The organism is Marinobacter salarius, assembly GCF_032922745.1.
Taxonomy (GTDB): Bacteria; Pseudomonadota; Gammaproteobacteria; order Pseudomonadales; family Oleiphilaceae; genus Marinobacter.
This window is the reverse complement of sequence record NZ_CP136693.1, coordinates 47,971-62,078: the sequence shown is the minus strand read 5'-3', so window position 1 is coordinate 62,078 and position 14,108 is coordinate 47,971. Positions and strand designations below refer to the sequence as shown.

Sequence of the window (14,108 nt, the reverse complement as noted above, 5' to 3'; positions counted from 1 at the left end):
CTATGATGTCACTGGACGACATTGCCGTTACCACCCTGAAGGGCGTCGGTAATGCCCTGGCCGACAAGTTGTCGAAACTGGGCATCCGTTCGCTGCAGGACCTGCTGTTCCATCTTCCTCACCGGTATGAGGACCGCACCCGCATTATTCCCATGGGTAACCTCCGTATCGGCGACGTCGGCGTGGTGGAAGGCGAGGTGATGAAGGCCGATCTGGTGATGGGACGGCGCCGCAGCCTGCAGGTGACCCTGAAGGATCACAGCGGCTTTCTGGTCATGCGTTTCTTCCATTTCAATGCTGCCCAGAAGAACCAACTCACGGAAGGTGCGCGGGTGCGTTGTTTCGGCGAAGTTCGGCCGGGGCGGGCCGGTTACGAATTCTACCACCCTGAATACCAGGTCAATCCGCCGCCGATGCCCGCGCAGGGTGAGGCCACGCTAACGCCCGTTTATCCCCTGACAGAAGGCATTCAGCAACCGCGGGTTCGTAGCCTGTGCCAACAGGCTCTGGGCTACCTCAAACGCTACCCGATCCGAGACTGGTTGCCGGAAGAACTGCTCACCAGTTATCAGTTGCCGGGTATCACCGAAGCGGTCGAGCTGGTGCATTCGCCGCCGGCCAATGCGCCGGTTCATCTGTTGATGGAGGGGCGGCACCCGGCCCAACAGCGACTGGTCATGGAAGAGCTGCTGGCCCACCAACTCAGCCTTTTGCAGGTACGGCAGCAGGTTCAGGCCCGGGAAGCGCTGCCGTTACTGCCAACCGGTGATCTGCCGGAACGCTTCCTTGATTTGCTTCCGTTCAGCCTCACCGGGGCACAGCGACACGTAATGACCGAGATCCGTCAGGATCTCAGCCAGCCGGTCCCCATGTTGCGGTTGGTGCAGGGGGACGTGGGGTCCGGCAAAACCGTGGTGGCAGCGCTGGCGGCGCTGCAGACAATCGGTGCTGGCGCTCAGGTGGCGCTAATGGCGCCCACTGAAATACTGGCAGAACAGCACTACCAGAATTTTCGCAGCTGGCTGGAGCCGCTTGGCATCCAGTTGGCGTGGCTGTCGGGAAAGATAAAGGGCAAGGCGCGAACCGAGGCCCTGGAGGCCGTTGGCAGTGGCGAAGCCACCGTGGTGATCGGCACCCATGCCCTGTTTCAGGACGATGTCGCGTTCAGCCGACTGGCACTGGTGATTGTCGACGAACAGCATCGTTTTGGCGTGCACCAGCGATTGGCCCTGCGGGAAAAGGGTGTCGGCGGCACCATGGCGCCGCACCAGTTGATTATGACAGCGACGCCGATTCCGCGTACGCTGGCCATGAGCGCCTATGCGGACCTGGACACCTCGGTAATTGACGAGCTGCCCCCCGGCCGCAAGCCTATCGAAACCATAGCCATTCCGGACGGCCGGCGTGACGATGTGACCGATCGGGTGCGAAGGGCCTGCAAAGAAGGCCGGCAGGCATACTGGGTGTGCACGCTGATTGAGGAATCAGAGGCGCTGCAGTGCCAGGCGGCGGAAGTGACCGCGCAGGAGCTGGCGGAACGTCTGCCGGATCTGAAGGTGGGGCTTGTTCATGGTCGCCTAAAGGCGGCTGAAAAAGCGGCGGTGATGGAACAATTCAAGAACGGCGAACTCGACCTGCTGGTGGCAACCACCGTGATTGAGGTGGGAGTGGACGTCCCCAATGCCTCGCTGATCATCATCGAAAATCCGGAGCGCCTGGGCCTGGCGCAGTTGCATCAGCTGCGCGGCAGGGTGGGCCGGGGCGAAGAGGCCAGTTTTTGTGTGTTGATGTACCATCCACCACTATCGCTGAATGGCAAGGCCCGTTTGCAGGCCTTGCGCGACAGTCAGGACGGTTTCGTGATCGCCGAGAAAGATCTGGAAATACGCGGGCCGGGAGAAGTGTTAGGCACCCGCCAGACCGGTATGATGCAGTTCCGGCTGGCAGATTTTGAACGAGACAAGGGCTGGATAGAGCCAATCCGTGAAATGGCACCGCCGCTGATGAAGCAGCCGGCGTTGGTGAACGGTTTGATTCGCCGTTGGTTGGGGGAGCGAATTCGCTACGGCGACGTATAAAAGCACCGCGCCGGTCTAACAAATCGTGTGAAAACCCGCCTGCCGTCAAAGTTGGGTCGCCGATTGTGCCCTATACTGAGTGAAACCAATGTGTCCAACGGGGCACCGTCTACATTTTGGGAGAAACTTATGGAGCTACCTGTCGTAGTCAGGCAGGCGTTGGGTGAGTCTGCTGCCGGCGTTTCCCTTAGGGATGTGAGCCAGGCCCGTGGCGGCGAACTGTTACGAATGGTGTTGCTCACGGATGACGAGGGGAATCTCCAGGCCATATGCCGCGAGGGGGACCTGCTGGATATCAATGCCCTGAACAAACAATTGGGGCGGGATTTGCGGGTGATGAAGCGGCGAGAGCAGGTTCGGGTTCGTGAGCGCTCTGGCCTGACTGAGCTCCCCGCCTTGCCGTCTCTAACCGGCTGGCCCACGATTGTGGACGTTCGAGTTGATGAGTTGGCGTCCGTGGCATTGGTCCTGGGTGAGCAGAATCTTTGTATGGTCATGCCCGGCGACGAGTTCCGGGGAATCACCGTCGCGGCCGACCGCCATTCGTTTTCGGTGGCGCGGGATACCATTGCCGTGAATCTCAACAGTCCGGAGAAGGACCGGGATCAGCTGCATTCCGCTATTCGCCGGTTTACCTCGCTGCGCATTCAGCAGCGACTGGAAGATACGCTGGAGTTGCCCCCTCTGCCCGAAACTGCCCAGCGCATTATTCACCTGCGAGTGAATCCCAACGCTGTAATGGGGGATCTGGTGGATGTTGTGGAAAGTGACCCTAGTCTGGCTGCTCAGGTTGTCAGTTGGGCGTCCTCGTCCTTTTATGCGGCGGCGGGGCAGGTGCGTTCTGTGCACGACGCTGTCTCACGGATTCTGGGGTTTGACCTGGTGATGAACCTCGCCATGGGGCTGTCCCTGGGGCGTGCCCTGAAACAGCCCCAGGATCATCCTGAAGGCTATGTGGATTACTGGCAACAGGCAATATGGCAAGCCCAGTCGGCGGGGATCCTGGCGAGCATGATGCCTCGTGGCGAACGTCCGATCTTCGGTCTAGCGTACTTGGGGGGATTGTTGCACAACTTTGGCTACCTGGTACTGGCACAGGTGTTTCCTCCCCATTTCAAGCTGGTGTGCCGGTCGCTGGAAGCCAACCCCCATCTCGATTCCTCAATGATCGAGCATTTTTTGCTGGGTGTGACCCGTGAGCAGATCGCGGCGGAACTGATGCAGAACTGGGGGATGCCAGACGAAGTCTGCCTGGCAATCCGCAACCAGAAAAACCCTGGTTATGACGGCCCCCATGCGGTGTACAGCAAACTGCTTTGGCTGAGCCGGCAACTGCTGACCAAACGCGATGTTGCCTTGGGTGCGGGTGAAGAGGTGTCGGACGCATTCTACGAATCTCTCGGGCTGAGCAGGGAAAAGGTGGAAGCGCAGTTCGACGAGTTGGTCGAAAACAAGGATAGCATCATGGCGATGGCGGGGATGATGAATCAGTAGGGCTCCGTCACCGCCTGACCACCTCCCAAAACCCGCAAAAAAGCCGGCCCGAAGGCCGGCAAGCTCACCCGCTTGTTGCAGAATCAAATCAACGTGTTCAGGAGAAAACAAAGAGCGCTGTTGCAGGGTCGGTAGTGGCAACGCGCTTTTTTAAATTTAGCCAATACGGAGGGAAATAAAAGCTGGCTACGTTGGTGTTTGGTGAATGAGCGGGGCGTCATAATTTCGCGACTGCTGAAGGGATTGATTTGTAAAGCTAATCAAATTGTCAGCGACGAAATCTAATTACAAATTGTTACAAAATACTGGATCATCATGTCGGTACGGGGTGAGCTTCAAGCCTGGAATGGGTGGTGTCGAATGGCGGTTGCGGCGCGCCGGATGGCATCGGCATGCTCCTCCTCGACCGCCAGGCGCTCGCGGTCCATCTTGTCCACAAAGCGGGCATCTGTTTCCTGGCGGGCACGGTGGGTCGGCATATGCTGGATCTGATCATGCACTTCCTGGAAAACCCGGAAAGGCGACTGTTCCAGCAACTCCGGCGCAACGTGATCCAGCAAACCCTTGATTCGCAGGCAGGCTTCTGAGTATTCGATTTGGTCCTCTTCCACCGCCATAGCCAATACCCGGATGCTTTCAATCATGCTGTCCCGGCGCTCCCTCCGGAAAGATTCGGCTTTCTCCTGTCGCCTCCTGTCGTCCTGCAGGGCGCGGAACTGGCGGCTGATAAACGCTGCAAGCAGCGTGATGGCCAGCAGACCGGCAATAATCAGTGTCCATTGAAGCCACGGCGGCATAGAGATCTCCCTTGAAAATATCAGGCCTGTTTGCGTTGGCGGTCCGCACGCCAGACTTTCACGGACACAGTCTGTCCATTGAGTACGGATGTGCCAACAAGCGGATCAATTTCCTGATCACTCAACACGTCGTTTATGCTGGCGCCAGCGTGGGCAACTGCCACGCTCTGACCGGTACCCTCCCGATGGTGGCCCCAGCCATGGGGTACTGAAACCACGCCTGGCATCACATCCTCGGTGATCTCCACCGGCAATACAATCTGCCCGGAGGTAGAGCCAATCTCGGCGGAATCGCCAGCCTGAAGGCCACAGCGAGCGACATCTTTGGGATGGATCATCAGGGTACAGCGGTCCTTGCCTTTCACCAACCGCTGACTGTTGTGCATCCAGGAATTATTGCTGCGAACGTGCCGACGGCCGATCAGTAACAGATCGTCGGAGGGCGGTGCCGCGAGTAAGGCATGAAGCCGCCCCAGATCCTGCAGGTACCGGCGTGGGGCGAGGTTTACCTTGCCGTCGCGGGTAAACAACCTGCCAGGCATGCATGGGCGAAGCGGCCCGAGATCCACGCCGTTGGGCAGTTCCTTCAGGGCGCTGATGGACAACCCCTTGGGCAAATCCTGCCAGTGGCGGTTCAGTGGACTCATTTTTGCCAGACCCCGCAAGGGATGGCGCTCTGGAAGTATATCCATCACCAGATCGATGGCCGGCTGGACCAGGCCGCGTGCAGGCCCGATGTTGGTTCCGTAGGGCCCGGCCCGCAGCATGAGATCAAGAATCGGGTCGGGCCCGATCTGCTTGAACGCGCGCCAACCCATTTCGGAACGCAGGGGCAGGCGGCCACCTTTACGCTTCTTCTCCAGACGGTGTGCCAGTTCCAGCAATATCTGCCAGTCGTGGCGGGTATCCTTGCCGGCATCGAACAGGGCGGGGCTGTACTTGGCGGTATTGCGAACCGCGAACATGCTGAAGATCAGGTCGTAGTGGCTACGTTCCAGCCCGGCGGTGGGTGGCAGTATGACATCCGCATGACGGGTGGTTTCATTGAGGTAGTAGTCCACCGATACCATGAAGTCGAGGCCGGTGAAGGCCTCGTCAAGCCGTCCGCCGTTGGGGCTTGAAAGCACCGGGTTGCCCGCCACCGTCACGAACGCCCGTATCTGGCCCTCGCCCGGCGTGAGAATTTCATCGGCAATGGTGCTTGAAGGGTATTCGCCTGCAAACTCAGGCAGTTTTTTCACCCGGCTGAACCGCTTGCCGAAATGGCCCTTCTGGCCGGACATGCCACCGAGTGCGATCAGATCAATCGCGGGTTGTGTGAACATCATGCCGCCAGTGCTGTCCAGCTTCCCGGTCAGGATATTTAGCACGTAGGCAAGCCAGGTCGCAACGCCGCCAAAGGCCTGGGTACTCGTGCCCATACGGGTGTACAGCGCAGCCCTCGGTGTTGTGGCCAGTTGCCGCGCGAGGTTGCGGATATCAGCAGCCGGCATGCCGGTGTTTTCGCTGACAGCTTCAGGTGTAAATCCTAGCGCCGCCAGTCGTACCAGATCCACGTCTTTTGTCCACTGTTCCGCGTGGCCAAGATTGACCAGGTTCTCTTCGAACAGGGTGTGCACCATGGCCATTAACAGCAGGGCATCGGTGCCGGGGCGGATGAAATGGAATTCGTCGGCGAGTTTGCCGGTCTCTGTGCGGCGTGGGTCCACGACCACCATCCTGCCGCCACGGCCCTTGAGTGCCTTGAGTCGCCCACGGAAGTCCGGCACGGTCATCAGGCTGCCGTTGGAGGCCATCGGATTGGCGCCAATGCAGATGAACAGGTCGGTGCGGTCGATGTCCGGTATCGGGAAGAGAATCTGGTGCCCGAACATTTCCAGGCTGGCCAGCATGTGGGGCAATTGGTCGTTGGAGGTGGCGGAGAACCGGTTCTGGGTACCCAGGGCCCGGAGGAATGGCATGGTAGCCACCAGCGAGCCGTGATTGTGTACGTTGGGGTTGCCGAGGTAAGCGCCAATACTGTTGCGGCCGTGCTCTTTGCGTACCCGGTGCAGTCGGCTGGCCACCAGGTCAAAGGCTTCGTCCCACTCCATTTCCTGCCAGCCGTCGGTGGTGCGCCGTACCGGTTTGCGCAGGCGCTCCGGGTCTTCGTGGAGGTCCTGGAGGGCGACGGCCTTGGGGCAGATGTGGCCATGGCTCAACGGGTCGTCCTCGTCGCCCTTGATGGAGGTGACATGGCCATCCCTGACCTCGATGGCCACGCCACACATGGCTTCACACAGGTGGCAGGTACGGTAGTGGGTGCCGTTTTCCATGGGGTCTCTCCAAACTGGTTGTTATTGTTCTGAGCATGACCAAGCAGGGACGGTATTCCGAAACACGCTTTGAATACGTCCCTGTAACGCTCGGGCTCCGCCATCCATGGCTCCGCACGGTTTCGGAACACCGTCCCCGCTTGGCCCCGGACTTCGGAGTTGGTTTCAACAGGCAACCAGATTAGCAGGAAACGCAGGAGAGTGGAAAACCGGTTTATGGCCTTTCCGGCCACAAAAAAGGCCAGCCCGAGGGCTGGCCATAAGTAGCGGAGCCTGAAGTTAGTACTCTGCTGGAATTTCCTTGATGGGGTTGGACAGGAAGTTCAGGTAAACGCCGCCAGCTGGAATTTCCAGAGGAATGTTCCCCAAGCTTTCTATGTTGACTGTCAGCGGCACACGATTGGTGTTTCTTTGCTCTATTTGCATCCTGCCGTCATCAAAGAAGTTGATGTCGCCTTTCAGTTCAAGAGTGAACGGTTTGCTGTACAGGTCGTGTGGTCCGCCAATGGGTGGTTCCAGCAGCGGGGCGTCGAGCTGAAGGCGGGCTTCGGTTCTGAACTCGGTCTGGCCATCATCATTCTCGACAATAACGCCTTCCACCAAGCCTTGTGGATTGTCCTCGGAAGTCTCCGTGTTGTATCGCATCCGAAGGATCTGTGGCCCAGTCGGTTCTTCCAGCGTGATCAAGCCGGCAATCCGCAGGTAAACCGAGGTAGAGGTTGTCGCGAGCATGGTTGGGTATAAGAGTACCCTTACACCGGTCTGCTCTCCTGAGTCCGGATCGATGTAGGGGCCGATAACCTCTGTATTCAGTCCATAGGTCTGATAGATGAATTTATTCTCTGGGCATTCATCACCGTTGGTCGGGCACCCGACTCTTGCCGGAGTGGACATTAGCAGTATTGTTGCGTTGCCTGCTGATTTCAGTTTTGCGGCATTGGCGGACGGCAGGAACTCGCTGGCATCGTTTGGATCCACTTCATGATCGAATGGCTCCAGGCAGTCTTGGGAACCCAGCGCGTCGCAGTCAACCACATAGTTCGAGTTTGTATCCCGAATCGGCAGGTTCCGTAAGGGAGTGAATACTGTATCTAGCGCTTCACCACCTCGGAAGTAAATGTCCATATTTGGCCCGCCAACATCTTCAGGGTTTACCAGGAGATCGGTTTGCAGGGCAAGGCCGTTGGCGCCGCAGATGAAATCCTCGGTTCCGGTCTGGCATTGGCCTCCGGAAGTGGATTTCATGCGATAACGATACAGGCTATCGATTTCCCAGGGCTCTTCCGGGTAAAACCGAATCCGTTGATTGTTCTTCTCCAGCCGGCCGGATACCGCTTCAATTGCAGCGCCGCTCTCGTCCACTCTCTCAACCACAAACGTCTCGCCGCTGCGGATGGAGTCCAGATCCATGGACTGGGAGAACACAACCACGATGGGGCGGTCCGTAGGCATGGTAGTTACCGGCAACTCGTCCCCGCGAGGACCATTAGGTGCGTTATCCACACACTGCCCATGGCTATCTTGGCTTAGGTTGACCCCGGTGGTGACGCATGGGTAACCGGGATAGGTTGTCAGCGCCAGAGGTGACCTCTGTGGGACTGAACCGCCGCCAATGTCAGGGAGGGCGAAGCTGAGGTTCTGCGGTGTGACACCATTGCCTGCAAGGTCGGTCAACGCGTTGCCAATCTGCACGGTGTAATCAACACCATGCTCCAGGCCTCCGACCGGGTTCAGTACCAGGGCGGTTCCGTCGAGTTTGGCGTCCAGTGTGTTGTCGCCAACCGTCAGCGGTGTGCCTGCCGCGTCCAGCACAATGCCATCGGCGATGGTATCGGCGTCCAGCGGTTCGTCAAAATTCAGTACGATCGGGTCGCCAGGGCGCTGCATCTGATCACGATCACCCGGGAAGGCATCGTCCGGTCCTGGCATCCAGCTCACTAACTGTGGGCCGGTGTTGTCCGCCAGTTCTTCGTCCCGTTGTTCGGCGGCATCCAGTGCGGACTCGGAATCCGTCGCGGCTTCGATGCGAAACGCAATGGTGGCATCGGTGAATTCCTGGCCCAGCAGGTTGGGTTCCACCATGCCGATGGCGTCGATGGTCAGAACGCCGTCTTCCACGATCGCGATGCCGGTCAGCTCCACCCCAAGCAGGTCCTGGGATAACGAAGCATTGGGCTGCGCCTCTTCCGTGTTCATGGCAACATCCATGAACAGTTTGACGTGGCGCGGCGCGTTCATGTTATCCGTGTAGGGGTTTGGCATCAGGTAACCGGTGGCGTCCGACAACATGGTCACCTTGATGTCACCGGTTTTCTGGATGTTTCCGGTTGCCGGATCTATAACCGGTACCTCACCGTTGACACGGACATCCAGGCTGCTGCTGGTCAGCACGCTGCCTTTCGGAACTCGCAGTGGCAGGGGCTCATCCGCCGTAAATGCCGGTGCGTAAGCGAGCTCTGCAAACAGATCGCCGGTTTGCTGGGACGGCCCGGCATTGCCCTGCAGTACGGAGTTCAGAGTAATTCCGTTGATGATTTGCCCGTTTAGCCGAGACTTGCGGGTGTTCGCGGCGCTCTCGCCGGCGTTCAGACCGGAATCCACCACTTGCTGGGACAGCACAACGGTTGGGCCGGTGTCGCGTGGGGTGATAGTTTGGCTGAAGTCGTCCAGCGTGTCGCCATGGAGACTCGGCAGGTTGCGGACTGACACGGTGTAGGTCTCACCCGAGGTGAGTATGTCCTCCTCGCGGCCACAGCGCTCTTTCGAGTCTGCCAGGCAGGGGTCGATGGTGATGTCCCGGCCTTTCACAAGAACGGTGGCCGGCACCACGTTCGCGTTGCTGTCAGTGATTTCAATGACACCACCGAGTGCCTTCCAGTCCGGGTGTACGGTCTGGGTCATTTGCAGTCGGAACGTTGAGAAGTTCATGGGCTGGAATACATTGCCCCCGGAGGGAATCATTTCCGCAACTGTTAACTCGGGGCTCAGGTTGTCCAGCCCGGCGATGCCGCTGAATGCACCCCGTGTTGAAAACTGCACGCCCTCCGGGCCAAAAGCATTGGGGGTCGGAATCGCACGGCCGCCTTCTGCCTGCAATGCCTCGGTAAACTCAATGGTGTAGTCGGCGCCCGGGCTGAGTTCGCCCTGTGGCGACAATGTCAGACTGCGCCCACCATCCACGCTTTCGGCCGTGAAGCTCAGCTCGGTGCTACCATCGGTGATGCGGATTTTGCTGGCAACATCGTTGTCAGACAGCGCGTGGGAGAAGCGCAGCACCATGTCGGCCTTGGGGCTAACGTTGCTCTGGCCATCCGCCGGGTAGGAGTAAACCACCTCTCCCGGAGTTGTGGGCTCGTCGATGGTCTGTTCATCACCCCCGCCGCATGCTGCCAGGAACATCGCGGGAATCAGTGCCAATGTATTGTTGTGTTTCATGGCAAACCTCTCCTCAGAACTTCAGGGTGATGGAGCCGCTGATAACGTGAACGTCACCGTCGGCGGTTGCCTGCTGTTCGTTACCGTCATAGTCGACGATGGTGAAATCCCGGTCCTGCAGCTGCTGATATTGGTAACCGATATCCAACCGTACCGGGTAGGCCAGCACACGGGTGCGTTCATAGGTTGCACTGATGCCTAGCCCGGCCACGATCTTGTCGGTGTCCAGATAGTTCAGCTCCGGGTTGCGGGTGGTTTTGAGGGGAGACTCCTCATACGCCAGCCCGCCCCGGACGGCAAAGTGACGGCTGAGCTGGTATTCAGCGCCGATGCGAGGCACCAGAATGTCATCAAAACGGATGCGGTTGGCGGCACTGACACCCTCCTGGTCCTTGATCGTATCGCTGGCGAACTCGTCTTCCAGCTCAGACCAGTTCTGCTGCTCAATGCTGCCGCCGATGCGCCAGCCATCACCCTTATACTGGGTACCTATGGCAAAGGTTTCCGGTTGGAAGGAATCGATAGTAGCCACCGCAAGGCTCAGGCCCGGGTCGGGGATGGTCTGTGTAACGATAATGTTGGAGTCTACAGACGTCGAAGCGGATGACTTGGTGCGATAGGTGATCGCGCTTTCCCAGCCGTCGAGGAAACAGTCACTGTCCGGACAGAAAGTATCGCCCCACTTGATGGTGGTGCCAAGGATGGACTTCAGCGACGGCTCGGCGTTAACCGCCAGTCGCTCGCGGCTGGTTTCACCGCCAAGTGTTGAAACGGCATCCAGTTGAGCGGCTGCTTCCAGAGTGACACGCACCGAAAAACCGCCTGAGATGCCCCGCCAGAGGGGGGTGGCACCACCAATGTTCAGGAACAGGGGTTCCTTGCCATATTGCAGGTACTGCCCGGTTTCGGAGGTTTCCGAGGAGAATGCCAGCATTTCCTTACCATACTTCTCAACGCCTGCGATGAAGCCCAGGTAAATCGGGTGATCGAAGCGGGTCAGGGACGCCAGGTTGGTTTTCATGCCGATCAGGACGTGCTGGCTCGGCGAATCCGAAATGATATCGCCGTCTGCATCGGAACGGCTGGAGCGCAATTCCTGCTCCGCGTGAAGGATGCCGCCGGTCAGCTCGCCACGCTCGTCACTGGTCAGATAGGACGGATTGTAATAGGTGGCTGACACCTGCTCGTTGAACATCGACAGGGACTGTGCGGTAGCCACGTCCACGGGCATCACGCCATAGGTTGTACCGATATTGCCCATACTGGCAGAGGCATTCAATGAAAAACCGGCCGAGGCGGCTGCAACGGCGAATGTCATCGCACGCAGGGAAAAGCGGGAGGTTGAAACCATGAAACACACTCCATTTGTTTGTCTTTGTTATGGACCTTTGCCGTGCCCCCGGAGTCGGGTAACAGGGCTGGCAATTATTGTTGGTACATTTGTTCGAAAAGCAGTGTAGTGCTCTTGTCTTATCGGGACGTTGGCTTCTTTGACAGCTTTTGGTGTCGAAACGACCACCCTCTAGTTAAAGATGGTTTAAAAATGAAGGAAATACAGAGCCTTATCAGGCCGGAAGGTGTTTATTTCTGTAACGAAGAGTTGTGAACTGTTTCAGGTTTTCTGCGGGCATAAAAAAGGCTCCCTTCCGGGAGCCTTTGAATACTGCGCTAATGTGTATTGAAACTCGACGTTTCAGTTCGCGCGGCGTTTTCGACCAACCAGTGTCAGGCCGATGATGCCAATGCCCAGCAGCGCCAGTGAGCCAGGTTCGGGCACGGTAACAGAGCCCTTGCCGTAAAGGCTCACGTGAGACAGGCCATTACCCTTGCCGAAGTACGCCCAGTCTCCAGAGGAGACGAGGGAGTTAAGTTCATAAACGAACCAGTTGTCAGCCTTGTTTCCGCCACCAAATTTGAAGCCGATTGCAATAGTGCTGTATGAGTCCCAAAGGCTGCTATCGAATTCCCAGGTGCCGGTGCTGTCGGTCTGTCCGTACTCCAGATTGTAAAGTGCTGTGGGGTTCCCTGCGTTTTCAGATTTCTCCACAAACTGATAACCCGTTCCTGCGGCGTTGTTAAGAAAAATGTCATTGGCAGGGTTGCCGGTAAAGCTCGGGTTGTTCTTGCCGGACGCCAGGCATGCTGTGGCCTGCGAATCGTCCATCTGCATATAGTTATAGGCATCATCACATTTGATGGGTGCCGCGACAGCATAACCTGACATCAGTAATGCGGATGTCAGCGTTCCAGCCACCAGTGGCCAAAACTTAGTTCTCGTGTTCATTTTTGCTACTCCCGGTGATATTCCTTACTACGGGAGAATCACAGCATTAAAGGTGCCACAGTCCAAAATCATCGTTGTTACCGATACATAGGCAAAGCGCAGTTTCCGACTCGGTTTGATAGTGTAAGAAAAGCTGACATTCCCGGAGTCACGATGCCAGTGTCAACTGGTCAGCACCGATAGCACCTTCTGCGCATGCTCCGCCATTTCACTGCCCAGACTTGTCAGGTAACCGCCATCCTTCTGAGTGATCAGCCCCTTCTGGTGCAAACGTTCTGCCGCGGTCACCATCTCCGGTGCAGCTGAATGCTGGTGAACCTTAATGCCCTCCTGCGCGGAAGACAGATCGAACATCGCCAGCAGGTTGAGTTCATCAATGTGGTCGGAAGAGAAAGGCATGGTGCGTTCCTTGTGTTATTTTTAATGGTCTTAGTGTAGTTGTATACGAAGCCACGGTATTCGGCAAAACTGATTTCCGGATAAACCACCCCACCTGGATGGAGACAGGGATGTACACCCTTCATATTGCGAACAAGAACTACTCGTCATGGTCGTTACGCCCTTGGGTCCTGATGAAGGAGCTGGGCATTGAGTTTAATGAGCAGCTCATTGTGTTTGGTGACGAGCCCACCTGGCAGGCTTACAGGCGCCTGAGCCCCAGCGGCAAGGTACCCTGCCTCACGGATGAAAGCACAACCGTATGGGACTCGCTGGCCATCATTGAGTATCTGGCCGAGCGTCACGAGGGCGTCTGGCCCAAAGACGCAAAGGCCCGCGCCTGGGCTCGCTGTGCTGCTGCTGAAATGCATTCCGGGTTCCAGTCGCTACGGGATATCTGCAGCATGAACGTGGGCCTGCGTATCCGCATGAACACGGTCAGTGAGGGCCTGCAAAAGGATGTCGACCGCATCGACAGCCTGTGGTCCCATGGCCTGCAGCAGTTCGGTGGCCCGTTCCTCGCCGGTGACCGCTTTAGCGCTGTGGATGCCTTCTTTGCCCCTGTCGTCTATCGGGTTCGCACCTACGGGCTGGACCTGAGCGAAGGCGCCGCTGCCTACGTTGAGAGGGTTCTGGCGTTAGGCAGTATGCAGCAGTGGGAAGCCGAATCCCTCGCGGAACCGTGGCGAGACACCGAACACGAGGACATCGCGTTCACCGTCGGCACCTTGCTTGCGGACCACAGACAATAGCCACTTTCTTTAACAGACAGAGGACTCACCAGGCATGATCAGTTGGGAAGACTTTGAGAACGTAGAGCTGCGCATCGGCACCATCATCGAGGTAAACGAATTTCCGGAAGCCCGCAGGCCGGCGTACAAGTTGAAAGTCGATTTCGGCCCGGAAGTGGGCATCCGAAAATCCAGTGCGCAGATTACCGACCTGTACGATCCTGAGACGTTATTGGGTAAACAGGTGCTCGCCGTAACAAACTTCCCGCCAAAACAGATTGGCAAATTTATGTCCGAGTGCCTGGTGACTGGGATCAAGAATGATGAGGGGGCGATAACCCTGGTAAGCACGGATCACAAGGTGAGTAATGGGCAGAGGCTTATCTGAAGGTAAAACTGGGGAAATGGTGGGCCCACCTGGACTCGAACCAGGGACCAAAGGATTATGAGTCCTCTGCTCTAACCAACTGAGCTATAGGCCCTTTTTCAGCGGATGCTGCTTAAAGGTTTGCTTTTGGGGTGTCGCTTCCGGGCGG

10 protein-coding genes and 1 tRNA gene are annotated in these 14,108 nt (G+C 57.7%); 4 read left to right on the top strand and 7 right to left on the bottom strand.

The genetic code is table 11. The features are described 5' to 3' along the window. Positions 1-2 precede the first annotated feature (2 nt). On the top strand, positions 3-2,078 hold the full coding sequence (gene recG, locus R1T46_RS00275; protein ID WP_317307010.1) for an ATP-dependent DNA helicase RecG: 2,076 nt from the start codon (positions 3-5) through the stop codon (positions 2,076-2,078). Between the two features lie 129 nt (positions 2,079-2,207). Beyond that, positions 2,208-3,572 carry an HDOD domain-containing protein gene (locus R1T46_RS00270; protein WP_317307009.1) on the top strand — a complete coding sequence of 455 codons (1,365 nt, stop codon included), beginning with the start codon at positions 2,208-2,210 and terminating at the stop codon, positions 3,570-3,572. Between the two features lie 335 nt (positions 3,573-3,907). Here the strand turns inward: R1T46_RS00270 and R1T46_RS00265 are convergent, their stop codons facing one another. The 6 genes from R1T46_RS00265 to R1T46_RS00240 all read right to left on the bottom strand — a co-directional run bounded on the left by R1T46_RS00265 (position 3,908) and on the right by R1T46_RS00240 (position 12,802). Continuing rightward, positions 3,908-4,369, bottom strand: a complete 462-nt coding sequence (locus tag R1T46_RS00265) for a DUF2489 domain-containing protein (protein ID WP_317307008.1) — start codon at positions 4,367-4,369, stop codon at positions 3,908-3,910. A 20-nt stretch (positions 4,370-4,389) separates the two neighbouring features. After that, the gene (locus R1T46_RS00260) at positions 4,390-6,684 is read right to left on the bottom strand and encodes a molybdopterin-dependent oxidoreductase (protein ID WP_317307007.1); all 2,295 of its coding nucleotides are present in this window, start codon (positions 6,682-6,684) and stop codon (positions 4,390-4,392) included. Positions 6,685-6,963: 279 nt separating this feature from the next. Beyond that, positions 6,964-10,119: an Ig-like domain-containing protein gene (locus R1T46_RS00255; protein WP_317307006.1), complete on the bottom strand. Its 3,156-nt coding sequence runs from the start codon at positions 10,117-10,119 to the stop codon at positions 6,964-6,966. 13 nt (positions 10,120-10,132) lie between these two features. Further along, the gene (aupA, locus tag R1T46_RS00250; RefSeq protein ID WP_317307005.1) at positions 10,133-11,470 is read right to left on the bottom strand and encodes an alkane uptake protein AupA; all 1,338 of its coding nucleotides are present in this window, start codon (positions 11,468-11,470) and stop codon (positions 10,133-10,135) included. A 342-nt stretch (positions 11,471-11,812) separates the two neighbouring features. Beyond that, positions 11,813-12,403 carry a PEP-CTERM sorting domain-containing protein gene (locus R1T46_RS00245; protein ID WP_036203196.1) on the bottom strand — a complete coding sequence of 197 codons (591 nt, stop codon included), beginning with the start codon at positions 12,401-12,403 and terminating at the stop codon, positions 11,813-11,815. A gap of 162 nt (positions 12,404-12,565) precedes the next feature. After that, complete coding sequence (locus R1T46_RS00240; RefSeq protein ID WP_036203201.1) at positions 12,566-12,802, bottom strand: TIGR02647 family protein; 237 nt, start codon at positions 12,800-12,802, stop codon at positions 12,566-12,568. Positions 12,803-12,912: 110 nt separating this feature from the next. On the opposite strand from R1T46_RS00240, the gene R1T46_RS00235 reads away from it, so the two are divergent. Beyond that, positions 12,913-13,593, top strand: a complete 681-nt coding sequence (locus R1T46_RS00235) for a glutathione S-transferase family protein (protein WP_317307004.1) — start codon at positions 12,913-12,915, stop codon at positions 13,591-13,593. A 34-nt stretch (positions 13,594-13,627) separates the two neighbouring features. Next, complete coding sequence (locus R1T46_RS00230; protein WP_036203207.1) at positions 13,628-13,960, top strand: tRNA-binding protein; 333 nt, start codon at positions 13,628-13,630, stop codon at positions 13,958-13,960. Positions 13,961-13,977: 17 nt separating this feature from the next. Here R1T46_RS00230 and R1T46_RS00225 read toward each other — a convergent pair. Beyond that, positions 13,978-14,054: transfer RNA gene (locus tag R1T46_RS00225), tRNA-Ile, on the bottom strand. Positions 14,055-14,108 lie beyond the last annotated feature (54 nt).